This window comes from Alphaproteobacteria bacterium (assembly GCA_016699305.1).
Taxonomy (GTDB): Bacteria; Pseudomonadota; Alphaproteobacteria.
The window spans coordinates 1,468,967-1,494,359 of sequence record CP064970.1; the positions used below are offsets into that span (position 1 = coordinate 1,468,967).

A 25,393-nucleotide genomic window follows, 5' to 3' on the forward strand; every position below is an offset into this window, starting at 1 on the left:
ATGGTGTGATAGCTGAATGAGGTACGGTTTTTTGCTGGGCAGGCTATTCATGCATATGTTATTCTTCTGCCCTCATCGAACTTTATCATCGTTTACCATAGGGCCTTGCTGACGACATCTTGGCCCAAGGACAACTCGAAAGGAGCGCGACATGACCCTAGGAGTTCAATTCGGACAAGGTGCGGACACAACCCAATGGTGGCTCGGATCCATTGACAAGACTGTCTTGCCCAATCCTCTTCCTGAATCGCCGGTCGCGGATGCGCTGACCTCGCCTGTGTACATGGGGCCATGGTCCAGCGCAGTGCTCGCTGGTGGCGAGGGATCAATCCTCGCCAATACAAATGGTAGCGGGGCGCACAGCTTCGATGTAACAGGTCAGTGGCGTACGGTTAAGAACGTCTCGGCCTATTCCAGCTCTGCCGAGACGGTTTCCTTCGATGGCTTTGTCCATGTCGATGTCCGGGTCGGACAAATCGGTCATCATGACAGCCATGTCTCGATCTATGCTGCCAAACGCGCCAATGTGATCACCGGTGCCGGGGACGACACCGTGGATATCTACACGGCGAACAATATCGGAAATGTCAGCGACTACCGCATCACGACGGGCAAAGGCGATGATGTCGTCGTCATTCATCCCTTCGATATCGCGGCGGCGCGGGTTTCTGATCCGGCCACTTACGGTGTCACCGGCGGTCCGGCCATGTTGCAGGTGTTCGATGGCAGCCAAAGCAATGTTTATGCCAATCTGGGCGATGGCAACGACACTTTCGTCGGATTGGCCAGCAAGGATTATGTCCAAGGCGGTCAATGCAACGATTTGTTGATCGGTAATGGCGGCGATGATCGCCTTGATGGCGGTTCGGATCGTGATTTCCTGTATGGCGGCGCGGGGAATGATTTCCTCAACGGCGGCACCAACAGCACGGGATGCTTTCCTCAACTTAGCCTGTTCTCGTTTTTTGCCCGTTCGTGCCATCATGGCAGCGCGTCAGTGCCGTTGGCGTACCTGAGTGCCGAAGCGGCCCAGGGCGGCGATGGCGATGACACCTTGGTCAGCGTGGGTCGCGGCAGCGGCTATGCCAGTGTCAATGACGGCAGCGATATTCTGACCGGCGGTGCGGGGGCGGACAAGTTCTTCTTCTCGGGCAAGTCGGGCAATGACGTGGTTGCCGACTTTGTTGCCGGCGCGGCGAATGCCGATCCATCAGCCAATGCGGGTGACCGCTTGCTTCTCGGTGGCATCAAATATGACAATATCGCCGAGACGGTTGTCAGCCATGGCAGCTCGCGTTTCACCTTTATGCACGTCAACTACGATGGCGGGCACGATGATCTTTTGGTTCTGAGGGATCAACCCTCCTGGTTCGGTTCGATCAAGGAGTCGTTGGTTCTGAAGGACTTCTTCACCAATAATGACGGCGTCATCAACACCGCCTATTACGACAACACCAGTCTGACGGCCACGCAGGTCAATGCGCTGGGTAGCGACTCGATCATCAACTTCAAGGCAGATGATCACACGCAGATCGCAGCGGTCTTAGGTAACCTGTACGCCTAAGACGATGGCGCGTTCGTCGAACGCATTCTTGATCCCCCGTTCAGGGAAACCTGGACGGGGGATTTTTTCATTTTTAGATCGCATTTTCTCGGTACGTTGTTACGCTGAGCGAATACGGCTAGGGACGATCAATGGTCATGAAGGTCACGATTCTGGGCTGCGGAGCGACAAGCGGCGTGCCGACCATCGGCGGGCATTGGGGTGCGTGTGACCCCGCCAACCCGCGCAATAGACGTTTGCGATCATCGATTCTCATGGAGGAAGGCGAAACACGCCTTCTGGTGGACACGTCGCCCGATTTGAGAGCGCAGTTATTGGCGGCGGAGGTGGGCGAGATATCCGCTGTCGTTTATACCCACGCCCATGCCGACCACGCGCATGGCATCAATGATCTGCGGACGCTGGCCCTGAATATGAAGCGCTCGATGCCGATTTGGGCAGATGCCATGACGATAGAGGATTTGCGCTTACGATTTGGCTATCTTTTTACGGCGATTTATAAGCTCGATGGGTCTCGCGCTCCGATTGTAGAGCCGCATGAGATTCGGCCGCCCCATGCGTTCGAGATCGACGGCATCCGCCTGATCCCTTATGTGCAAGACCATGGCCCAGGCCAGACCAGTTTGGGCTTTCGTGTCGGAGACTTTGCCTATTCGACGGATGTGGCCCGTATGGACGACGCATCTTTTGCGGCGTTGGCGGGGCTTGATACCTGGGTTGTCGATTGCATCGGCGAGAGGGCCGAGGTCATCAACCATTCTTGGCTTGAACAAACCCTGGGCTGGATCGATCGCCTGCGCCCGCGCCGCGCTTATCTGACCCATATGCATATTCATATGGATTATGCCGATCTCATGCGCCGCCTGCCTGCCGGCGTCGAGCCCGCCTATGACGGATTGGTGATCGAGATGGACGACGCAAGATAGATCGGCTTCTTTTGGGCCTCTAACTCAAGAGAACCTTTCCCAGATAGTACCACTCCTGCCCAATATGGGCGGCGGCTTTTGGCAGCAGGATCAATCCATCCTTTTGCGCTATCAATTCTTCTCCATCCTCGTATTGCGCGATCACTGTGCCGGCCGAGACAGATTCGAAATTCTTCCATGGACGCGAGAAAGAACCCTCTTTCGTTTTTCGTATCATCTGGCAAGCGCGGATAAGACGATTGGTCGGCGCTATAGGCAGGTCTAAGGAAACGGGGAATAATGTTGTTTGCTCGCAAAGCGCCAAACCGGCTAAGGCGCGACGAATGCACCCATCGGCGATGATGGGACTTTGTAAGCTTTGATGCTGTCCGCATTCGACGACGACGCCGATCTTGCCATGCGCATGGACGCAAGCCACCGAGTCGCCCTGATATTCTTGCGCCGAAAGCGGTCCATAGATATCAGGCCAGCCCGTGACGATCGTGGGGATGCCGATCATCTGCGCGAATTCGTGATCCGCCGCGCTGTCGTAATCCTGAAACACAAAGGGTCCGCATTCTTCAACGCCGTAAGAATGAAGATCCAACAGATAGTCGCATGACTGGACATAGGGCACCAAATTATTGGCCAGACGGTGCTCATAGCATGTGGGGTTGTCATGGTGCTGGAACACGCGATTCAAATTCATATCGACTTGACGCTGCATCAAGATTCGCGCTTGCGGGTTGCACACGGGAATAACTGTCAGCGCGCCACGGACTAGGCGAATTTCCCCACGATTAAGGCATGCGCATATGTCCAAGGCGGCGACGCTGCCGCAGGTTTCGTCGCCATGCACCCCGCCAAGAACCAGCAAATGCGGACCATCTTGTAAGGCGCGATAGACATGCGCCTTGATGACATCGGATAAATGATGGGTCATTTCTGCCTCCTTTAGGCGAGTGCTGCGTGGGTTTGAATCTTTTTCCAGGCATGGACAGGTCGCAGAACAAGGCCCTCCTCTGCCGAGCCATTTTTGCAAAGCGAGGTCGCGACATAACCAGAGTCAAGATAGCTCGATAGGGCCGGGAAGGTGCTGGCCGATAAGGGCAAAGGCAAGCATATTTCATCCTTGGCTTTGCCAAAAAGTGGCCTGTGCGTGAGTGAACGACGCGCGTTCAGCAACAACGCCCCATCCGATGGGTCAGTCGCCGTAGAGACCACCTGGAATCCAGCTTTCAGAAGATTTCTTAGACTGAAAGAATTGCTCAATTCGATCTCGGCGACAATCTCATGCCGTTCGAGTTTTGCAGCCTGACGGCACCGCTCATGCAAAAGCAAAGATTGCAGCCCCCATCCACGGAAATCTGGATGCACCAAGGCTCCAGATATGACGGCCAGGCGATTTTCGGGAACAGGCAAAGCCATATCCGTCATGCTTGTGGGATTGCCTGGATTTTTAGGAAGCTCCAATACCGCCTGGGCGACATGACGGGTTTGACCTGTGACCATCACGCCGAACATAAGGCCGTTATCCCCGCATAGATACTGACGGAAGCAGTCCTCTGTTTTAGGTATGATGTAGTTGGCATGTTGCTGCTGCTGCAATTCTTCATGGATTTGATCTTGCAGTTGCATCACATGATCAAGTTTCTCTTCGCCCAATTGGACGATGGTGAAGTCAGACATATAGGAAATCTCCAAAAAACGATGAATGTAGAATCCATGAGATGGCCGACAAAAGCCGGATATCCCATAGGGTCGATCGTCTTTGAAGGAAGGAAGCGAATGGACCTAAGATAGGCCGATCATTTGCGCACTAAAAACTAAGACGACGACCCGCCGATACGTCGTCGTGCCCCAAAAAAATCAGCACAGGTTGGAATAGAAAAGCACATTGTCCGTGACCTTATGGCTACTGGATCGATTGTATAGCGAACGTATTTTTCGCATCAAGAAAAAAATGGGGCTAGGGCGTCAGAATCTTTCGCATCTGCACAACAGGCCAGCGTCCGTCCGATGGCACGTTGGGGTTCCATATGAAGGCCTCCCAGCCGGTTTTCTTGTAAAAACCCACGGCATCGGCGGCGGCGTTGACGTACAAGCTGCGAATGCCGATACGCCGCGCTTCGTCTTCCACCAACTGACCCATCATGCGCCCATGGCCTTGGCGTTGATGGGAATGGGTGATCGCCACGCGCCGTATCGCGCCTGCGCCATCTTCCAATTCATCCAGACGCGCCACGCCGATGGGCTTGTCCTGCCATTTTAACAGCAAGGGATGGTGATGGGGCCGGTATTCATCCGGGTGCCGCGCATCATATTCAAGCGCGCCGCGCCCTATCCATAACTCCGTGCGCCGTATGTCGTGATAGGACTCCCAGTCCTGCGGGGTTGTCACATGGATCAACTGATAGGTCATAGATGGGACGTGTCCTATAAAATCTGGCTTTCATGTTCGACGATATGCAGCGCTTGATCGTCGCGCAAGGCGAAAGCGGGACGGTTTTGTTGATGCAGGCTCTGTTCGATCATCTGCGCCGTATCCCCATGTTTGGCGTTCCCTTTGTGCGGAATAAAGGCCCTATCAATTAACCCCAGGCCCTGATGGTCCGTAAGCTGTGCCTTTGCGGGATCGTCCATAGGACTGATAAAGCCGATATCGGGGCTGGCGACCACGCTGCCCGCGCTGGAGCCGATATATAAGCCGCCCGCATCCAGCATGTCGGTCACGGCTTGTTTGAAGCCGCACTCCTTCATGTGTTGGAGCAGGACAAATGAATTGCCGCCGCCCACATAGACGATATCGCATGGCGCTAGGGCGACACGCAGCTCGCTTGGGGAATAACGGGAAAGCTCGACCACATCGACGCCAAGTGCCAAGCTCTGGAACATCGGCCTAAGCGTTGAGTCGATATATGACGCATAATCCTTGTGCAGCGAAGCCGTGGGCACAAAGGCCACGCGCCGGCGACCTTGCAGCAGGGCCTGCACGCTAGGCTTATGAAAGACGGCATCAAAATCCGAGGCTAAAAGCAGGGAAATCATGGATTGGTTCTCTATGCTCCACCCTAATAAGTGACGCTCCCTTCAGAGCATCTTGGCCGCCTTCACCCCCGAACGCAGCGCGCCTTCGATGGTGGCGGGAAGGCCGGTATCGGTCCAGTCGCCGGCCAGCACCATATTGCGCCAGGCCGTGCGCGGCGGCGGACGCTTGGCCAATTGCTCGGGGGTGGCGGCAAAGGTCGCGCGTTTTTCCTTTAAGATGCGATAGGCGGGCAAGGCTAGGTCGGCAGGCAGCATCAGGCTGCGGACGATCTCGTCCCACAAGGTCGCGGCCAGGGTGGCGGCGGGTTGGTCCATATGATTTTGCGCGGCGCTGACGGTGACGGATATCACGCAGCTTTGCTCATCAGCCGTGCCGTCGGGGCGCAAGCAGGGTTTGACGGCGATCCATTCGCTTATTCCGCCCAAAACGCCGATCATGCCGCCGGATGCGGTCAGCGGCAGACGCGCATAGGGCCAATCCGCTTTGAAATGGGCGTTCAGGATAGGACGAAAGGCGTCGGGTAGGCGTAGACTGGGCAGCAATTCGGCCGCGCCCATGGCTGGCAGGGCCAGGATCAGATTGTCGCGCGGTCCCAACTCGATCGCCTCGCCCGAGGCAAACTCGATCCCCTCCACGCGTGTTGCGCCCAGACGCAACGCTTTGGCGCGGCGACCATAATGCACTGGCGTGGAACGCGCGGCCAAATACGCCAAGGCCGGGTCGATCAAGCAGGGCGAGAGTCCCTCACGCGCCAACATGGGACGGCAGAACCGCCCGCCGCGCAACACGGTCTCCATCAGCACGCGGCGCAGCAAGATGGCGGCCGCGTTTTCGGGTTCTGTGTTCAAGATGGCCACGGTCAAAGGCTGCCATAACGGCCTATAAAGCGGCGATCCGCCCAATACCTCGGCAATCAAGGCCGTGCGCGGTGCGCGCAGCAATCGGGCCATATCGGTCAGGTAATCCGCCGCATGCGTGCCGGGTATGCGTGCGTGGCGAATGAACAGCCACAACGGAAACGGCCCGTCATTCACGCGCAACCGCCACCTTGCGCCATCGGCAAGGTCCATGAAATCGAAGGCGGCCTGGGCGGCGATCTTGACATGCGCCTGTCCGCCGGTGCGGCGCATGAACGCCATCGCGGCGCGATTGCCCGAAAGCATCAGATGCGTGCCATTATCCAGGCGACAGCCCAGTTCGGCATCGTCATACGAGCGACAACGTCCGCCCGCTTGGGTGCCGCCTTCATGCACCACCACGGCGCAGCCCCGTGCCGATAACGTCACCGCCGCTGCCAGTCCGGACAGTCCCGCGCCAAGGATATGCGTGGTGCCTGTCATGAGAGCAACGCCCGCACCAACAAAAGCAGTTTGTCCCAGCGCGAGAGCCCCACACGGACGCGCGGCGCGTTCCAGCCACGTTTATGCATATGCTTTAAGATGAGCCGGTAATACGCGCCCATCAAACGGGCCGAGCGCATGCTGCGCGGCGCGCAATCGCGCATGGCGGCATCGGCGGCGAGGAAATGATCTCGGGCTTCTTGCGCCAGATCACGGCATGCGGCATCCAATCCCGGATGCGCCAATGCCTGTTCAGGCGTTGCGCATGTCACTTGGTGGGCATCCAGCAGGTCGCGGGGCATATATAACCGCCCTCGCGCGGCGTCCTCGTCCAGATCGCGCAGGATGTTGGTTTTTTGTAAGGCGCGGCCCAGATGATGCGCGACTTGAAGCGGAGCCTGGCCGTTTCCCGCGCCAAAAATCACGCCGCTGGCTCTTCCCACGGCGCTGGCCACACGGTCGCAATAAAGTTCCAAGGTTTCGCGGTCAGGGGCCAGGATGGGACCGGCGGCATCCATGGCCATGCCGTCCACGATGGCTATCAAGTCTTGCACGGCGACGCCGAAATCGACGACCACGCCGCGCAAGGCGGTCAGGATGATCGGCTCGCCAGGCTCCGCCGGAAGATTCTGAGCCAAGCCGCGCAGATGGCCGCGCCAGGCCTCCAGGGCTTGCATGGGGTCGTTCGTGGGAATGTCGCCATCGGCGATGTCGTCCACTTCGCGGCAAAAGGCGTAGAGCGCGAACATGGCCGCGCGTTGCCGTGGAGGAAGAAGCTTCATGCCCGCCGTAAAGGAGCTGTTCGCGGCGGCCACCTTGCTCTGCATGATCGCGTCAATCTGTTTTTGATCGGGCGTCATGGCAAACAAACCCTTGCGAAGCCGCGTATGATGGCGGCTATTTTCCGGGCCTTGTTCGGCTTGCCGGTTCCGGCCAAGGGGTCGCCCCGTCGCAACTGCGTCACCATCGCTTCGGCTAATGATACAATGACGGACGTATTGATCTTCATGCGGCGATCATCGACTGCCGGGGGCAGCGCGCATGCGGCGGCCATCAAGGGATCCATCTTGTCCAGCAACAGATTCAGCGCCCGACGCAGTGGCGGCGTGCATGACGTGCCTTTAAGCATCGAGATATCCGCGCCTGTGTCGGCCAATATGTCCAAAGGCAGATAGACACGGTCCATCTGTTGATAGTCCTTACCGCAATCTTGCACATGATTGATGATCTGAAGGGCCGCGCATAAGGCGTCCGACGGCGGCCAGGAGCTTGCTGCGGGGATGCCGTGCAGCTCCAACATATAGCGGCCTACAGGCGCGGCGGAATAGCGGCAGTAATCCATTAATTCCGCCCAATCGGCATAACGACTCTTCGTGGCGTCGCGGCGAAAGGCGATCAGCAATTCATGCGCATGGGCCGGATTGACGCCTGTTTGATCTAAGGACGCGCGTAGCGCCGCCGCCGAGGGCGATAGGGCGTCATCGGCCTTTCCATCCAGCACAGCGTCCATGATATTCAGGCGATCAATTTTGTCCTGCGCGATCAGATGGGGATTATCGGCGATGTCGTCGGCATTGCGTGCGAAATGGTAATAGGCACCGACCGGTCCGCGCAGGTCGCGCCGAATCAGATGGGCGACGGGAAAATTCTCGTCGCCGTTGCCTTTGCCGCTGGGTGTTTCGATCGCCTCGATCATATTTTGGTTTCACGCCCCTTCCATTTGACAGGCTGATTATTCCGATGCCGCCAGGCGGATTCAAGTGTGGCGGCCATAAAGACCGCGCTGGCCGCAGGCAGGCTCATCTCTCCCAATGGCAGGAAAGAAAAAGGCCCCATATCCGTGCCGAAATAACCTGGTGCGCCCCAGCGATAGGCGATGGCCGCGCCGATCCAAGCGGCCAGGCCGAGATATCCGGCCAACCCGACTCCCGATTGAATCAGGACGACCAGGACCAACAACGCCGCCAGCCCATAAACGAATGGCTCGGCATTGGTGGGCAAGGGGCGCTTCATCTCATGCAATTTGCGAAGGCCGAACCAGGTGCCGCCGAACAAGGCCGCGCCGACAAGAGTTGGGAGCCAACCGCCATCCAGCAGGAACAGCAAGGGGGGGGCCAGGCACAAAGCGGCCATGGCAAGCATGGCCAAAGCCAAATGTCCCCAAGAATAATGCAGCTGATCAAAGGCGCTGCGCGTGATCATGTTTCGTAACCCCGATAGGCTGTCGAAGCGACGCATGCTGGTGCTTCCCGCCGAATCCAGGGCCAATTGCAGGCGTCCGCCTTCGGCTTTCACCGCGAAGGCCAAAGCGCAATCGTCGATCAGCTCATGACCGATCAGGCTAAGGCCATGCAGCTTTTCCATCATCGCTCGTCGGATCAGCATGATGCCGCCCGCCGCGCCTGAGGCCTTATCGCCCGGGTCGTTGATGTGGTGGAAGGAATAGAGCAAACGGAAGAAGAACACATAGGCGGGCAGGATCAGGCGTTCCGCCCAATGCTCCACGGGGAACCGCACCAAACGCGAGACCAAATCCAGTTTCTTGTCCACCGCGGCGCGTACCAAGCGGCGAAGCCCCGATCCATCGGGCGCATGGGCAATATCGGCATCGGTGAACAAAATGAACTCTACATCAGGAAAAGCCTGCTGCACATAACGCCAGCCGGTTTCCATGGCCCAGGTCTTGCCGCGCCAGCCCGGCGGCAATGTAGGGGCCTGCACAACGGTCATGTGATCCTTAGCGCCCATTTCTTCGGCGGCTCGCAACGCAGTCTCGACTGTGCCGTCACCGCTGTGGTCATCGACCAGGACCACATGCCAGGGGCTGGGATAGTCTTGCGCCATCAGCGAGATCAAAGAATCATGGATCACGGCTTCCTCTTCGCGCGCCGGGATGATGACGGCCAGGGCCGGCCATGTCTGGGTCACATCGGGGGATTGCAGCTTGGACTGTTCCTCTCGCGCTTGGCGTTGATCAAGATCGCGCTGCGCGGAAAAGCGCAATAGGATGGCACCCCATCCCAAGACGGCCAGCATCGCGATTAAGATACCCATGGCTTTGTCACTCCCCTTCTAAAGACGGCCTTCGTGGCGGAACCAAGCCACGGCTTCGGCGATGGCGTGTGCTGCCGGACGATGATGATACCCCAATTCGCGTTGGGCGCGGTCACTGCTGAAATACATGTGATGCGCGGCCATGCGCAAACTGTCGCATGTCAGCATCGGTTCGGCCCCCGTCAGACGCCCGATTCCTTCCATCACCACCGCAACGGGCATCAAGGGCGCGCGCGGCAGGGGGATGGCGGTCATTTTTCGGCCAACGCTTAGCGCCACAAGGCGCAGAATTTCAGCCAAGGATAGATTCTCGCCGCCCAAGATATAACGTCGCCCGATTTTGCCCCGCTCCCAGGCCAAGAGATGGCCTTGTGCCACATCGTCCACATGGACGACATTAAGACCGGTATCGACATAAGCGGGCATCCGCCCTTTGGCGGCGTCCAAGATCATGCGGCCTGTGGGGGTAGGGCGCACATCGCCCGGCCCGATGGGGGTCGAAGGGTTGACGATCACCGCAGGCAGACCCTTTTCGGTCACCATATCGCGCACAACCGCCTCGGCCAGAAACTTGCTGCGCTTATAGGGGCCGATCATCCCCTCTAGCGTGCTGGGCGTGTCTTCATCCGCGACTTTGATATCGTCATGGGGCAGGCCCAACGTGGCCACCGAGCTGGTATAAACCACGCGATTGATCTTGTGGCGCAATGCCTGGGTCATCAGGCTGCGCGTTCCTTCGACATTGGCGGCCATCATGGCGGCGCGGGCCTTGGCATTGGGCACCCATAGTCGGTAATCGGCAGCGACATGAAACAAGGCGGTGCAGCCGGCCAAGGCCGTATCCAAACTGGCCGCATCTTCCAAGCTGCCCATGACGACTTCGGCGGCCAGGCCTTCCAAATTGCGCCGGGGGCTGTTGGGCCGCACCAAGACACGCACATCATGGCCCTTGGCGCACAGCGCCCGCGCCACGGCGGCCCCGACAAACCCTGTTGCCCCTGTGACCAATACCCGCTCAGGCATGATGGTTCTCACCTTAAAACGATTTAATCTGTGGGAAGACCCCCTGGCCAACCCGATGGATTTGAAGCAGACTAGCGCCTTGCGCCATCGGCGTACAGAGACGGCAGATGATAGGAGCGATTCCCATGAAAATGATGCGTGTGGGCTTGGCGGCTGTGCTGATGACGCTGGCCGTGATGGCCGCGCCGGTGGCTTCTTCTTGGGCGGCGGAAGCCACCAAGAATGTCGCTTTGGCGGCGACCTCGAATGCCTGGGACGAATCGCGCTTGGCCGAGATTCAGCAGATCGCCAGCTTGTATTATGAGCAAATCGGCGTCGTGAAAAAGCCCAGCACGATGATGCGCCAGGCCTCTTTGACCAAATCCGCCGATGCGGCGTCGCGTCAATCATGGTGGGAAGCTAGCAGTGAGATGGAGAATGCCATCCGTCACGGCGAGAATACTGCCGAATCGTGGCTGAATCTGGCTCAATTAAACAGCAAGCTGGGCGAAGACCGCACTGAGACTCTCGCGTCGGCTTGGCTGACCTATAAGCGAGCGGAGTCTAAGCCGCTTATTCAGGCCCAAGCCTTGGCGTTGATCGGAGATCGATTGGCGACGGCGGGCAAGAACGCCTTGGCGGTGATGGTGCTGGAAAAAAGCATATCCATGCGTCCGAACGCCGAATTGTCGGTGCGTGTCGAATTGCTGACGGGACGCCGCCTGGCCGTGGTGCGTTCCGAAACTCAGGCCGAGGACGACCGCCCCAGTTACTGCGCCGAATTCTCTTGGCCGTTGGTCGAGACAGGCACGGTGCGCTACGAGGATTATATTGAGATTACTCCGGCCACGCCCGTGGTCGCCCAGGCTCATGAAAAGACGTTGTGCTTAGAAGGTTTGCAGCACGGTCAAACCTATAAGGTCACCTGGCGCAAAGGGCTGCCTTCGGTGGGCGCGGCGCGGTTGATGGAGCCGGTGGATGCCAATGTCACGGTGGCGCATCGCCAGCCGCGCGTGGCCTTTACCAGTGGGGCCTTTGTGATGCCGCGCCACGACATGGCGGGCGTTCCCGTACAGACGGTAAATCTGGCCCGCGTCAAAATCGAGCTTTTGGCCTTTGACGAACGTTCCTTGGTGCCCGAATTGCGCGACAATATCCTGATGCGCGCCCTGACCGGCTATGAGACGAACGACATCGCATCCACGCGCGGCGAGCTTTTGTGGGAAGGCGAGATGGATATCGAAAATGTCACCGACCGCCAGGTGACCACATTGGTGCCGCTGAACGAAATCCTACAAAAACACGCCAAGGCTTCGCGCAATTACGCGCTCTATGCCCTGACCGTGGTGCCCAGTTTCGGACGCGAGGCGAAGGAACACTATCGTTCGCGCGCCACACAGTGGATCGTGCCGACGGATATCGGTCTGTCCAGTTTCACGGGACGCGATGGGATGGTCGTCTTTGCGCGTTCTTTGGCCAGCGCAAAGCCGCTGAATGCCGTTTCGCTGCGCCTGTTGGCGCAAAACAATCAGGTCTTGGCCGAGATGGCCACCGATGCCAATGGCCGGGCGACCTTTGCGCCGGGCCTGGTTCAAGGCAAGGGCGGCCGCCAACCTTTCGCCCTGGTGGCCCAAGGCGCGCAGGGCGATATGGCCTTGCTTCCCTTGAACCAACCGGCTTTCGATCTGGGTGATCGCGGCGTGGGCGGTCGGGCGAATCCCGGCCCCTTGGACGCTTTCGCCTATACGGATCGCGGCATCTATCGTCCGGGCGAGACCGTGCATTTGATGAGCCTGTTGCGCGACGACAAGGCCATGGCGGTGGTGGCGGGTCCGGCGGTCAGCTTTTGGATTTTCCGTCCCGATGGCACGCGCACGGCTCAACTGGCCGGGGTGCCTGCCGGTGGGCTTGGCGCGGCCAAGGCCGAATTGGATATCCCCATGGCCGCCCGCACGGGCCTATGGCGCGTCAGTGTGCGCGCCGGACGCGACGAGGATGCGCCCGAACTGGGATCGACCAGCTTCACGGTCGAGGATTTCGTGCCGCCGCGCATCGAGCTGCGCCTAAGCGCGTCAAAACCCGTCTTGTCTGCCGATGCGCCCGTGATCGTCAAGGCGCAGGCCGATTTCCTGTATGGCGCGCCCGGTGCGCGTTTGCCGGTCGAGGCGGCTTTGACCGTGCAACGCCGTGAGAAACCGTTTGAGGCTTGGGCAGATTACAGTTTCGGCCCGGCGCGCGAATCCTTCGATCCAAGACGTTTCCCGATCGAGGCCAAGGAAACCGACGATAAGGGCGAATCCGCCCTAACCATCGCCTGGCCCGCCGTTCCTGCCAATCCCTTGCCCTTGCAGGCTTTGGTCGAAGCGACCGTGATCGAGCCGGGCGGCCGCGCGACCAAACGCCGGATGATTCTGCCCATGCGTGACGCCGGTCCTAGCATCGGATTGCGTCCGGTGCAGCCGGGCGATCAAGGTCCGGCTATGCCAGGGCGCGAGTCTTTGTTCGAAGAAGGCAAGCCTGCGGCCTTTGATGTCGTGATGGTGGACCCAGAGGGCAAGGCGATGGTGGGGGATGTTTCCTATGCCATCATTCGTGAAAATCATTTGTACCAATGGTATCGCGCTTCGGCGAATTCGGATTGGGGTTACCGGATGGTCTCGCGCGATCATACGGTCAAGGCCGCCAAGCTGAGCAGCAAGGCCGATGGCCCGACTCGCATTGAGGCCACGTTAGAGCCGGGGTCCTATCGCTTAGAGGCGCGCACGGGCGACGGTTCGCGGCGTTCCTCGGCTTTGTTCCAAGTGGGCTGGGATACCCTATCGCTGGGACAGAACGACACGCCCGACTCGTTGCAAGTCGCCGTGAAGGAAAAAACCGCCAAGATTGGCGAGACGGTCGAGGTTGCGATCAAAGCGCCGTTCGCGGGTGAGGTGCAGGTGAATGTGCTGCGCGACGGCATCGTCGAGACCAAGACCATGCATCTGCCTGCCGAGGGCGTGACGGCCAAATTGACAGTCACCGAAGCCTGGGGCACCGGTGCTTATGTCACCGCCACGGCTTTTCGTCCTGGTACGGGCGCGCCGCGCGGGCCGGGCCGGGCGATTGGCTTGGCTTGGGTGGGGGTTGACCCCGCCTTGCGTACCCTAAACATCAGCTTAGGCGCTTTGGCCGAGGTGACGCCGCGTCAGTCCGTCGATGTGCCCATCACGGTGACGGGTGCCGATCAAGAGGCTTATGTGACCTTGGCCGCCGTGGATGAGGGCGTCTTGCAGTTGACGGATTTCGTCACGCCCTCTCCGGACGATTATTATTATGGCAAACGTCGCCTAGGGGTAGATCTGCGCGACTTGTATGGTCATCTGATTGCGCCTCAGGCGGGTGTGCAGGGCAAATTGCGAGTCGGCGGCGACGCGGCCTCGCGTTTCCTGCCCGGTTTGCCGGATAAGTGGATCAAGCCTTTGGCCCTGTTCCAAGGCCCCGTGCGTCTGGACGCCCAAGGCCGCGCGACGGTCAAACTGAACCTGCCGGACTTCAATGGCAGCGTTCGCCTGATGGCGGTGGCCTGGGACGCCAGCCGCGTGGGCCATGTGCAAGGCAAGATATTGGTGCGCGACCAGGTGGTGGTGACGGCTTCGCCGCCGCGCTTCATGGCCCTTGACGATAAGGCCGAGATGACACTTTCGGCGCATAATGTGGGCGATAAGCCCCAAGTCCTGAACATGACTCTGGCCACAAGCGGGGCCTTGGCCCTGGTCGATCCGGCCAAGGCGTCGATCCGGCTGAGCTTGGCACCCGCGCAAAGAGTGTCGCAGCGCATCGCCTTGCAGGGTCGTCAGGTCGGTGGCGGACAAGTGACCTTGACGGTCAAGCCCGAGAACGGTGCCGAGCGGCAAAGCGTGTGGCCCTTGACGGTGCGCGCGGCGCAACCGCCCCAGACCATGCGTAAGATCACGATCTTGCCGCCGGGCGAAACCTGGACGTTGGATACCAGCCTTACCAAGGATTTGGTGCCAGGGACGGCCCAGGTTTCGGCGCGGATATCCACGGTGCCGGATTTGGGTGTGGCCGCTTTGCTGCGTGATCTGTCGCGTTATCCCTATGGCTGCTTGGAACAACTGACCAGCGTGGCGATGCCTTTGTTGTACGCCAACGAGCTGGCCGTGCGTTGGGGCGTGGATGACAGCGACGCCGCCTTGCAAGGTCGCCTGGAGCGGACGGCGCGGGACGTGATGGATCTGCAGCGCGGCAGTGGCGCGTTCAACCTGTGGCCGGCGGGGAGCGAGGCTCCGGACTGGATTGGGGCCTATGCGCTGGACTTCCTGATGCGCGCGAGAGAGAAGGGGCATGGCGTGCCCGAATTCACCATCGAGCGCGGCATAGCCAATCTACGCCGTCAAACCATCAGCGCCGATTATCGGACCGAACAGCTCTCGGATCGGGTCTTTGACCTGTATGTGATGGCGCGGGCGGGCGCGGTGGATGCGGGGCTTTTGCGCTATGTGCATGATACCTATCTGCCGCAGATAACCTCGCCGATGGCCTTGGCTCAGTTGGGGGCGTCTTTGGCACGTCTTGGTGACGCGCCGCGCGCGGATGCGGCCTTTGCCGCCGCCGCCAAGGCTTTGGCTGAAAGACCTGCGCCGCCTGTGGGGTCCCGACCGATCATAACCGGTTATGACAGCGAGTTGCGCGATCGCGCTGCGGTACTGACACTGGCCGCCGAAGCGGGGCGTCCGGCGACCGAATTGATGGAGATGGGCGAACAATTGGCCACGCGACTGTCAGGCCAAAACTTCCTGACCACGCAAGAGCAAAGCTGGGTGGTGCGCGCCGCCTTGGCGTTGATCCGCCAGCAAGGCAGCGCCACCGAAGCCAAATTGGAGCAAGACGGCAAGCCCAGCTCTTTGGCGGATGTAGCCGCTAGCCTCGATCGGGTGGATCCGTCGCGGCTGCAAGCGGGCATCAAGTTGCGTAATGCCGATGCCAAGCCTTTGTATCGCGCGTTGACGGTCTTTGGCGTGCCGACGGCAGCTTTGCCCGAAGCCAAGCAAGGGCTGAGCATCCAGCGCCAATACAAGACCCAAGACGGCCAGGACGTCAATCTGGCTAAGCTTCGCCAAAACGATCTGATCGTGGTGATCTTAAAGGTCACGCCGACCCAAGCGATTGGTTCCAATCAACAGGCTCCCTTGCTGGTCGTCGATTTGCTGCCTGCGGGTTTGGAAATCGAGAAGGCTTTGGATGGGAATGGTCGTGTGGGCTTGTCTTGGCTGCCGCCCTTGGTGCAAACGCAGCATGTCCAAGCGCGGGATGACCGTTTTGTCGCCGCCTTCGATTTTACCGGGCCTGGTAATCCGCAAACGGATTCTTGGTCCTTGGCCTATCTGGCAAGGGCGGTAACGCCAGGCCAATATGTCGTGCCCGCGCCGATGGTCGAGAATATGGCCAATCCCGCGCATATGGGACGCGGCGTGCCGGGCCGCCTGACCGTCGAGGCGCGCTGATCATGAAGGATGCGGTGATGACCGAGCCATCGGATGCCCCTGAAAATGCAGGGACCGACTCGTCGGATCTGCTCTGGCGCAGCCGCCTGAGCGTGGCGGTGCCGGTGCTGGCGGTGGTGCCGGCTTTGGCCGTGTTCGCGGCGGTGTTGGTGGCCAGTTTGGGGTTGCGCACCGCGCTTGGCGATGGCTTGGCACGTCAAGCCCGCTTGGTCGTGGAGATGGCGGCTCCCGGGCATGAGGCGGTCTTGGCGCGGCGGATGGAAGACGCCTTGCGCGCGCGCCAGCCCGGTGTGCAGGTTTTCGTGCGCGCCTTGCCGATTGCCGAGGCCGGGGCGGTGGATGATCCCATGCCCGCCGCCTTGCAACGCGCCCTGATGGATTTGTCCGCAGGCGATGAAAAGAACGCCGCCGTGCTGGAAGGTATGGCCGCCAGTGCCACATCTTGCGGTTTGGCACGTTCGGCATCGGGCGCGGCGGGCGCGGCGATTTGTACGCCTGCGGCGGCATTGTTGGCACCGGCCGAACAATTGGTGCTGCATGGATTCGCGGTTCTGGTGGCCGTGGCCGGCTTGGCCTATCTGACGGCGATGGTCTGGCTCCGTCGTCTGACCCGCCCGCTTGCGCGATGGGTGGGGGCCGTGCGCGCCCTCGCTGCGGGAGACACCGCCCCCACGCCGCCCTTGGGTGCGCGGGAATGGGCCGATTGGGATCGTGATCTTGAGGTCTTGCGCGTCATCGTGGCGCGCGACGAGGAACGTCAGGCCGAACACAGCCGCGCCGCGCGTGTCGCCGCGCCGCAGGATCTGGGTGAAAAGCCTGTGGCCACCGAATCCTCCCCGTCTGTATCCCCCATGTTCAAGTTTCGTCGATCGTGACGCCTTCGGACGCCAGCAAGCGGCGTTTCATGGGCAGGCCCCCGGCATAGCCGCCAATGCCGCCATGCCCCGCGATGACCCGGTGACAGGGCACGATTAAGGCAATCGGGTTGCGACCCACCGCCTGGCCCACGGCGCGCGCCGCCTGGGGCCGCCCCAACCGCCGCGCGATCTCGCCATAAGAGACGGTCTGCCCGTGGGGAATCTTCAACAATAAGCGCCATATCTGCGTCTGAAACTGTGTGCCGCATAACAGCAGGGGGATTGCCTGATATGCGCCGGTCTCCAGGGCCGAATGATGGGCGGCAGGCACAACGCCTTCGACCCATTCGGTCGCGGACCATGCACCCCGCCACTGCCGCGCCCGTGCCTTAGCCTGCACCTGCGACACCAAATCCAGCCGCGCCAGCCGGCCCTCATCCGTCCATGCCGTCAGTGCGCCGCCCACGGGGCAAGATGTCCAAGCCAACGTCAAGCGATGCGGCGGAGGGCGTTGTGTTCGAGCGACCATCATGAATTCTTGTCGCGTTTTCTTGCAGTTGGCGCAAGAGTGAGAAGACATTCGCTCCGGCATTTATCCTTTTTTATGTTCGTTATGGAGAATGAATAATGCGACAACATATTGTTAATACATATGGGTATATACACTTGTATGGGCATGTTGTTGGATGCAGGTCCTATATTTGCCTATTCAAGCCGTTCATTGACTCCAGGAGGAACCCCGGATGCGCAGCTTTCTCAGCAATTTGTCCATATCCCGTAAATTGACGCTGCTTTCGTTCCTGTTCCTGGGCCCGATTGCCCTGTTGGGGTGGTTGCTGATCGAACAATCCAATAAGGACATCAACTTTGCCGAGAAGGAACGCGCGGGCAATTTGTATCTGCAACAAAGTGTTTGGCCCATTCTGGACGGGCTTGTGGCCACCAGCGCCACATCTGGCGCGGGGCTGACGGAATCCTATGCCAAGGGCGCTGAAAAATTCCCCGCCTTGCGCGCCCAGTGGGACGAGGCCATGGAATCCGGACCGATGGCGGATGATTTGGCCAAAGTCATGACCTCATTACAAGGCGCACAGCCGCAGATGGAATCGATTCTGGCGGGTATCGCCGCCGCTCGAGTCTTGGGCCTTAGGATCGCCGAGAAGTCCAATCTGACGCTCGACCCGGATATCGACTCGTATTACGCGCAGGACTTATTGACGGTCAAATTGCCGGACTTAGTGGATCGCGCCGGAGCCATCGTACGCCTGGCACAGGATTATGTGGGGCGTCCTCAACTCAGCACCAAAGAGAAAGCGGATTTCCTGATCCTGGCCGGGCTGTTGAGCGCGGCGGTGGATGGCATGAAGGGCGACGTGAACTCGGCCATCGGCGGCAATCCAGACGGATTGCTGAAGGATGAGATCCTGCCCGCCATGACGGCCCTGGCCGAGTCCATGGACAGCATGCAAAAGACCGTCGGCGAATTGGGCGCGCATTTCGCCGAGGCCAACCCCAAATCGGCGGATATTAAGCCGCTAGAAAAAGAGCTGATCCAAGCCATGGATAAAACCCGCGCTTTGTATCAGGTTTCCGCCGCCTCGCTTGACCGTTTGCTGCGCGTGCGCATCACTGGGTTCAAGAATAAACTGCATACCTCCTTGGCCATCACATTCGTGATCGTCTTGTTGGCTTGGGGATTCTCGCGCGTGATGGCGCGTTCGATCGTCAGAAATGTCGGACAGCTCAGCCATGGCATCGACGACCTGGCGCAAGGCCATGATACCCATATTCCCTTTTTAGACAGGACGGATGAACTGTCCCATTTGGCGCGTTCCTTAGAGAATTTCCGCAGCAAAACCATCGAACGCACGCAGCGCGAGGCCCAAGCCCGTCAGGCCGAGGCGCGCGCCGCCGAATTGCGCGCCATCAAGAATCTATCGTCCGAGCTTGAAACCGCCATCGGCGAAGTCGTGCATCACTTGGGCGAATCCGCCCATGTGATCAAAGAAAACACGGGGATTGTCATTGGGCGGGCGCAGCATGCCTTGCAGCAGGCAGGAACGGTTGGTCAAGGCACGACGAGCGCCGCTCAAAATATGGAGACGGTGGCCAGCGCCGCCGTCGAGCTGCAAGCCGCGATCGGTGAGATTTCAGGTAATGTCCATACGGCCAAGGATGTCGCCGAACAGGCGTTGGAAACCGCCCAAAACACCCGCATGGGCGTGACTCATTTGGCTGAGATGGCGCATGAGATCGGCGCGGTGGTCACACTGATCAATAATATTGCCAATCAAACCAACCTATTGGCTTTGAACGCCACGATCGAAGCGGCGCGGGCGGGCGAAGCAGGCAAGGGGTTTGCCGTAGTGGCAGGCGAAGTGAAGAGCTTGGCGACCCAGACCTCTCAGGCCACCGAAGGAATCACGCGCCAAGTGGGGGCCATCCAAGAGGCTTCTAAAGAAACCTCGCAGGCGATCACTCATATTGTTGAAACTGTCGCGCGCATCAGCCATATCGCCACGGCCATTGCGGCCGCCATCGAGGAGCAATCGGCGGCCACGGGCGAAATTAGTCGTTCGATCCAATCCGCATCTGACAGCACCCAGGGTATGGCCCAGAGCGTCGATCAACTCGGTCAAATTGCACATGACACCGTGGACGCCTCGAATGCTATGCATGGCAGCACCGAGCAATTATCGCACCAGACGGATGTGCTGAAAGACAGCCTCGACCGCTTTATCAAGCGCTTACAAGGAATGGCGCTGCAAACGAGCTGATTAACCTTATTCGAACCGCCATTTACCAATATTCCGCAGCAGGACGGCTTGTGCTTCCTGATGGATTCCTTGTTCGAAAGCATTGTTTCTGATAGGGGTGACCATTGCCCTCGGTCATGGAATCGCCCCAGACCGTCGGCACACTGCATCAGTCTAAAGAACGAGGATCATCGTGACCACGGTTCCCTATCGCCCCGAAACGCCCCTGCTGGACCAGGTCGATCTGCCTTCCGATCTGCGCCGTTTGCCGCCCGATCAATTGAAGCAGTTGGCGGACGAGCTGCGCGCCGAAACCATCGCCGCCGTCTCGGTGACAGGTGGCCATTTGGGCGCGGGGCTGGGCGTGGTGGAACTGACCGTCGCCTTGCATTATGTGTTCGACACTCCCGCCGATCGGCTGATCTGGGATGTCGGGCATCAGGCCTATCCGCACAAGATATTGACCGGACGGCGCGACCGCATCCGCACCTTGCGCCAAGGCGGGGGGCTTTCGGGCTTTACCAAGCGCAGCGAAAGTGAATTCGATCCCTTCGGCGCGGCGCACAGCTCGACTTCGATCTCGGCGGGGCTGGGCATGGCGGTGGCCAGGGATTTGTCCGGTGGCAAGAACCATGTGATTTGCGTCATCGGCGACGGTTCGATGAGCGCGGGCATGGCCTATGAGGCGATGAACAACGCGGGGGCCAGCGGCAGCAAGTTAATCGTGATCTTGAACGACAACGACATGTCGATCGCGCCGCCCGTGGGCGCGATGAGCGCCTATCTGGCGCGGCTTGTGTCCTCGAAGTCTTATCGCGGTTTGCGGCATTTTGTGCGCAGTTTGGCCAAGAAACTGCCTCGGTCTTTGGCCATCATGACCAAGCGCGCCGAGAGCTATGCGCGCGGTGTGGTGACCGGCGGCACCTTATTCGAGGAGTTGGGGTTCTATTACGTCGGCCCCATCGACGGCCATAATCTGGAACATCTGTTGCCGATTTTGGAGAATGTGCGCGACGCCAAAGAAGACATGCCCGTTCTGGTCCATGTCGTCACCCGCAAGGGCCACGGCTATCTACCGGCGGAAACCTCCAGCGACAAGCTGCACGCCGTGGCGCGTTTCGATGTCGTCACCGGCGCGCAGACCAAGAGCAAGGCCACCGCGCCCACATATACCAAGGTCTTTTCGGACGTCTTGGTTCAATTGGCGGAAAAAGACCCGCGTATCGTGGCCGTCAGCGCCGCCATGCCTTCGGGCACCGGGCTTGACGCCTTCGCCAAGCGTTTCCCCGAGCGGTGCTTCGACGTGGGCATTGCCGAGCAGCATGCGGTGACCTTTTGCGCGGGATTGGCCAGCGAGGGCTATCGTCCCTTCGCCGCCATCTATTCCACATTCTTGCAGCGCGCCTTTGACCAGGTGGTGCATGACGTGGCGATTCAAAAACTGCCCGTGCGCTTTATGATCGACCGTGCCGGACTGGTGGGGGCCGATGGCTGCACCCATGCCGGTTCCTTTGATCTGGCCTATCTGACCTGCCTGCCCAATATGGTGGTGATGGCTCCGGCGGATGAGGTGGAATTGTTGCATATGGTAACCACCTCGGCAGCCTATGACGACGGCCCCAGCGCCGTGCGTTATCCGCGCGGCGAAGGTCTGGGGCTGGCTATGCCCGAGCAGGGCCAGGTGCTGCCCATCGGCAAGGGCCGTGTGATACGGCAAGGCAACAAGATCGCTTTGCTAAGCTTGGGGACGCGCTTGGCCGAGGCCGTCAAAGCCGCCGAGCATCTGGACGCCATGGGCCTGTCCACCACGGTGGCCGATGCGCGTTTCGCCAAGCCCTTAGATGAAGACCTGATCCGCCGTTTGGCGCGCGAACACGAAGTGCTGGTGACGATCGAGGAAGGATCGCAGGGTGGCTTTGGCGCGCATGTGCTGCATTTATTGGCGCGTGAAGGCTTGCTTGATGGCGGCTTGAAGGTGCGCACGATGACCTTGCCCGACCTGTTCCAGGACCATGAAACGCCCGCTCGCCAGTATGAAGAGGCGCATCTGACCGCTGCCGATATGGTTGAATTGGCCAGTCAGGCCATGGGTCTTGGTCATAACTCGGTCACGATCGAGCTGCACAATCGCCCGGGCGTTCCTGCCGCTCATGGATGAGTCGGTCGGGAACATGTCGCCATCTGTCACAGGAGGACGCATCGTGATCGCACCGCGCGGATTGGGGATTTTAGGGCTTGTTTTGGCTGTTCTGGCTATGCCGGGCATGGCTTCCGCCCAGGCGGCGACCGTGAACAAGGCGGCCTCCATCGCCGCGAAATCGGCCGATTCCGAACCGCGCTTTGCCGGATGGGATTCGGTGACACGTCTGCACAAGGCGCTGCAAAGCATCACGGCCAAGGGTGCCACGACCAGTTATGACAAGCGCGTGGCGGTTCTGGGGCCTGTGGTGCGTACCGTCTTTGATATGACCTCTATGACGCGCCTGGTCATGGGGCCGGCCTGGCAAAGCGCCAATCCAGCGCAGCGCACGCAACTGCGCAACGCCTTTGAGGATTTCACCATTGCCAATTATGCGCGGCGTTTCTCCTTTCAGGGCGATGTGCGCTTTGAGGAAATCGGCCAGCGCGAACCACCCGCCCGTGACGAAGCTCTTTTGATGACCCGCCTGTTGCCTCCGGGCGACCGCAATATCCGTTTGGATTATCGCATGCGTTTGGATCCGGCGGCCAAGGCCTGGAAGATCATGGACGTTTTCGTCGATGGCACCATCAGCGAAGCGGCCACCCGGCGCGGCGAGTTCGGCTCGGTCTATCGCTCGGCCGGGATCGACGGGTTGCTTAAGATGATCCAAGACAAAACCCAACAATTGGCTCAGGCGGGATCGTGATTTTGCCAGGGCAAGGATGGGCGCGCCGGATAGGCGCGGCCTTTTTGCTGATGCTGTGCGCGGCTTGTTCGGGCGGCGCGCCTGGGGGACGGGTGGCCACGCCCTCGCGCGCTTTTAATGACGCGCCCGCGCGGCAGATTGTTCTGGTGCATCGAAGCGGCGAAAAACTGGACGTGACCTATTGGCGGCGCGGCTCCGGCTATGACGGCAAGGCCATGGACGCCATCTCGCGCATGCTGCGCGATCATAAGGCGGATCAGACAGCGCGCATCGCGCCGGAATTGGTGGATTACATGGCGGCCTTGGTCTATCGCCTGGGCCTGCCGCCCGAGACCGCCATCGAGGTTCTTTCCGGTTATCGCAGTCCTGCGACCAATGCGGCCTTGGCGCGCGGCAATGGGCGCGTGGCGCGGGAAAGCTGGCATATGAACGGCATGGCCGTCGATATCCGCATACCGGGACTGACAGGCCGCGCCACCGCCGAAATCGCCAAAACCCTGCAACGGGGCGGGGCCGCCTGGTATGACGATAGCGACCATATCCATTTGGATGTCGGCCCCATCCGCACCTGGAACGCCCAAACAGGCCGCGCATCGGGGTGATCTTAGACGGACAGCGAGGTTCTTATCGGCCATACAAACCCCGGCCTCGCAGCATTAACCATAACTGTGCGTTTTTTCTTTCATGCCTGCGTGCTAATGGTCCTTCCAGATTCGATATCCAAGCTTTGGGAGAATGTCATGCCAAACACCATGCCCGGCCACCAAGACCGCACAATTCTAGATATCGCTGAACAAGCTATGAAGGACGCCGATTATAACACGCTTTCACAGTGCATGGATGGCTTGCGCCAGAATCTACGTGCAAACCCCTATTTATTAGAGCCGCTTATTGCCCTGGCCGATCACGTTTCAAAACAACAAGAATTCATACCGCATGCCCTCGCCGCCTATCGTGATGCCGCGCGTTATGCCGCCTCTGGCAGTGATCTGGAGCAGCAGGCCGTGGCTGGCTTCGTCAGGCATGCGGACGCCATTCCTGATGTTGTGGAGTGCATCAACGCCTACATTAATGCCGCGCGTTATGCCGCCTCTGGCAGTGATCTGGAGCAGCAGGCCGTGGCCGGCATACTCAGGCATGCGGATGCCATTCCCAATGTTGAGGAGCGCATCAACGCCTACAGTAATGCCGCGCGTTATGCCGCCTCTGGCAGTGATCTGGAGCAGCAGGCCGTGGCCGGCATACTCAGGCATGCGGACGACATTTCCGATACTTCGCTGCGCCTCGGAGCTTACCGGTGTGCCGCCGCATTCGCCGCCCCCTGTAGTGATCTGGAGCAGCAGGCCGTGGTTGGCTTCGTCAGGAACGCGGACGACATTCCCGATACTTCGCGGCGCCTCGAAGCTTACCGATATGCCGCAAGTTATGCCGCCTCTGGCAGTGATCTGGAGCAGCAGGCCGTGGCTGGCTTCGTCAGGCATGCGGACGCCATCACCAATGTTGAGGAACGCATCCACGCCTACCGTTATGCCGTGTATGAGGCGGGTCGCGACAGTGCGCTGTGGCAGACAGCAACAGCAGGCATGGAGAGGAGGGCGACGGCTGCAACTACAAAAAGCGGACCAACAATGCCGACTAGGAAAAACGTTAGACGTTTTATGAATAAGGTGTGCCGCTTATGAATAAGGTGATGCCGCCCCGGCCATGACGTCAAGGCCATGGACGCCATCTCGCATCGGGGTGATCTAGCCAAACGCCGCCGCCCTGGCACCCACAAAAGAGCTTACGAGAATACCGTCCCCGCAAGAGGGTGAGACAATCTGCCATCTGGTCAAGATCTGCGCATTCTGATGCTCTGGGCGCGCATAGGGCATCAGAGTGATTGGGAACGAGCATGTTTCAAAAAGAAGAAGGTCCCGCGCCGATCATATGGGATTCGGGCGCGTTGTGGCGGGGGCGTTTGGCTCGTGGAGCCATGGTCCTTGCCGCCATGGCATCGGGCGCTTTGCTGCCTTCTTTATGGCCGCAGATCAGTTTGCGCATGGATCCGGTTGCTCCCGCCGCCAAGGCCGCCGCGCTTCAGGTCGAGAATCTGGCGCTTCCCGCCGAAAGCTTGGCCGATCCGCGCCTGGAGCATGCCGTGGCCGCGCTGCCCCCTATGACGCCGCAGTCTCGGCCGTCTGCCAATCCTGCCCGCTCGATGGGAACATCCGCGCCTCGTGGATTAACGGTGCATGTGGCGGATGAAGAGGAACCCGAATCCATCGCGGCTGAATCCGCCGATTGGACCCAGATGCTCCATCAAGCCATCAAGATGGATCAAGCCCATGACCGGGCCGGGGCGTTATCGCTGTATCTCCAGGTCTTGGCCACGGCCGAGAATCCCGATGCGCCAGGACTTGATGATATCCGCGCCCGCGCCCAGCATTTACGCGATCTATTGGAATCGACGCCCAGCTCCGCCACTCAATAAC

At 59.8% G+C, this 25,393-nt stretch carries 20 protein-coding genes; 10 read left to right on the plus strand and 10 right to left on the minus strand.

Annotation, left to right across the window (positions count from 1 at the left end; all coding sequences use genetic code 11):
* Positions 1-151: 151 nt before the first annotated feature.
* Together IPI58_06960 and IPI58_06965 are read left to right on the plus strand one after the other, a co-directional pair.
* Positions 152-1,564 (plus strand): hypothetical protein, encoded by a 1,413-nt coding sequence (locus IPI58_06960; protein ID QQR68581.1) that lies wholly within the window; start codon positions 152-154, stop codon positions 1,562-1,564.
* A 137-nt stretch (positions 1,565-1,701) separates the two neighbouring features.
* Complete coding sequence (locus IPI58_06965) at positions 1,702-2,490, plus strand: MBL fold metallo-hydrolase (GenBank protein QQR68582.1); 789 nt, start codon at positions 1,702-1,704, stop codon at positions 2,488-2,490.
* A 19-nt stretch (positions 2,491-2,509) separates the two neighbouring features.
* On the opposite strand, the gene IPI58_06970 is transcribed toward IPI58_06965, so the two are convergent.
* From IPI58_06970 to IPI58_07010, 9 genes are all read right to left on the minus strand, one after another.
* On the minus strand, positions 2,510-3,412 hold the full coding sequence (locus tag IPI58_06970) for a succinylglutamate desuccinylase/aspartoacylase family protein (GenBank protein QQR68583.1): 903 nt from the start codon (positions 3,410-3,412) through the stop codon (positions 2,510-2,512).
* A gap of 11 nt (positions 3,413-3,423) precedes the next feature.
* Positions 3,424-4,158 carry a hypothetical protein gene (locus tag IPI58_06975; GenBank protein ID QQR68584.1) on the minus strand — a complete coding sequence of 245 codons (735 nt, stop codon included), beginning with the start codon at positions 4,156-4,158 and terminating at the stop codon, positions 3,424-3,426.
* Between the two features lie 280 nt (positions 4,159-4,438).
* A complete protein-coding gene (locus IPI58_06980) occupies positions 4,439-4,891 on the minus strand; it encodes a GNAT family N-acetyltransferase (protein ID QQR68585.1) in 453 nt (150 codons plus the stop codon).
* Positions 4,892-4,905: 14 nt separating this feature from the next.
* Positions 4,906-5,517 carry a Type 1 glutamine amidotransferase-like domain-containing protein gene (locus IPI58_06985; GenBank protein QQR68586.1) on the minus strand — a complete coding sequence of 204 codons (612 nt, stop codon included), beginning with the start codon at positions 5,515-5,517 and terminating at the stop codon, positions 4,906-4,908.
* A 42-nt stretch (positions 5,518-5,559) separates the two neighbouring features.
* The gene (locus IPI58_06990; protein QQR68587.1) at positions 5,560-6,858 is read right to left on the minus strand and encodes an FAD-dependent oxidoreductase; all 1,299 of its coding nucleotides are present in this window, start codon (positions 6,856-6,858) and stop codon (positions 5,560-5,562) included.
* Positions 6,855-7,718, minus strand: a complete 864-nt coding sequence (hpnD, locus tag IPI58_06995; protein ID QQR68588.1) for a presqualene diphosphate synthase HpnD — start codon at positions 7,716-7,718, stop codon at positions 6,855-6,857. The genes IPI58_06990 and hpnD overlap by 4 nt, the downstream gene beginning before the upstream one ends.
* Positions 7,715-8,554: a squalene synthase HpnC gene (gene hpnC, locus IPI58_07000; GenBank protein QQR68589.1), complete on the minus strand. Its 840-nt coding sequence runs from the start codon at positions 8,552-8,554 to the stop codon at positions 7,715-7,717. The genes hpnD and hpnC overlap by 4 nt, the downstream gene beginning before the upstream one ends.
* Complete coding sequence (locus tag IPI58_07005; GenBank protein QQR68590.1) at positions 8,551-9,912, minus strand: glycosyltransferase; 1,362 nt, start codon at positions 9,910-9,912, stop codon at positions 8,551-8,553. The genes hpnC and IPI58_07005 overlap by 4 nt, the downstream gene beginning before the upstream one ends.
* Positions 9,913-9,930: 18 nt before the next feature.
* Positions 9,931-10,935 carry an NAD-dependent epimerase/dehydratase family protein gene (locus IPI58_07010; GenBank protein ID QQR68591.1) on the minus strand — a complete coding sequence of 335 codons (1,005 nt, stop codon included), beginning with the start codon at positions 10,933-10,935 and terminating at the stop codon, positions 9,931-9,933.
* Between the two features lie 125 nt (positions 10,936-11,060).
* Here IPI58_07010 and IPI58_07015 point away from each other — a divergent pair, with 125 nt between their 5' ends.
* Positions 11,061-16,418, plus strand: a complete 5,358-nt coding sequence (locus tag IPI58_07015; protein ID QQR68592.1) for an alpha-2-macroglobulin family protein — start codon at positions 11,061-11,063, stop codon at positions 16,416-16,418.
* A 17-nt stretch (positions 16,419-16,435) separates the two neighbouring features.
* Positions 16,436-17,293 carry a hypothetical protein gene (locus IPI58_07020; protein ID QQR68593.1) on the plus strand — a complete coding sequence of 286 codons (858 nt, stop codon included), beginning with the start codon at positions 16,436-16,438 and terminating at the stop codon, positions 17,291-17,293.
* On the opposite strand, the gene IPI58_07025 is transcribed toward IPI58_07020, so the two are convergent.
* Entirely contained in the window at positions 17,274-17,807 is a 534-nt protein-coding gene (locus IPI58_07025) for a methylated-DNA--[protein]-cysteine S-methyltransferase (GenBank protein ID QQR68594.1), read from the minus strand. The genes IPI58_07020 and IPI58_07025 overlap by 20 nt on opposite strands.
* 211 nt (positions 17,808-18,018) lie before the next feature.
* On the opposite strand from IPI58_07025, the gene IPI58_07030 reads away from it, so the two are divergent.
* The 6 genes from IPI58_07030 to IPI58_07055 all read left to right on the plus strand — a co-directional run bounded on the left by IPI58_07030 (position 18,019) and on the right by IPI58_07055 (position 25,392).
* Positions 18,019-20,052 (plus strand): HAMP domain-containing protein, encoded by a 2,034-nt coding sequence (locus IPI58_07030; GenBank protein ID QQR68595.1) that lies wholly within the window; start codon positions 18,019-18,021, stop codon positions 20,050-20,052.
* Between the two features lie 172 nt (positions 20,053-20,224).
* Positions 20,225-22,189, plus strand: coding sequence for a 1-deoxy-D-xylulose-5-phosphate synthase (dxs, locus tag IPI58_07035; protein QQR68596.1), 1,965 nt, complete (start codon positions 20,225-20,227; stop codon positions 22,187-22,189).
* A gap of 43 nt (positions 22,190-22,232) precedes the next feature.
* Positions 22,233-22,919: an ABC transporter substrate-binding protein gene (locus IPI58_07040; GenBank protein ID QQR68597.1), complete on the plus strand. Its 687-nt coding sequence runs from the start codon at positions 22,233-22,235 to the stop codon at positions 22,917-22,919.
* Positions 22,916-23,521, plus strand: a complete 606-nt coding sequence (locus IPI58_07045; protein ID QQR68598.1) for a DUF882 domain-containing protein — start codon at positions 22,916-22,918, stop codon at positions 23,519-23,521. The genes IPI58_07040 and IPI58_07045 overlap by 4 nt, the downstream gene beginning before the upstream one ends.
* A 138-nt stretch (positions 23,522-23,659) precedes the next feature.
* Positions 23,660-24,601: a hypothetical protein gene (locus tag IPI58_07050; GenBank protein ID QQR68599.1), complete on the plus strand. Its 942-nt coding sequence runs from the start codon at positions 23,660-23,662 to the stop codon at positions 24,599-24,601.
* Positions 24,602-24,813: 212 nt separating this feature from the next.
* Positions 24,814-25,392 carry a hypothetical protein gene (locus IPI58_07055; protein QQR68600.1) on the plus strand — a complete coding sequence of 193 codons (579 nt, stop codon included), beginning with the start codon at positions 24,814-24,816 and terminating at the stop codon, positions 25,390-25,392.
* Position 25,393: the final 1 nt, after the last annotated feature.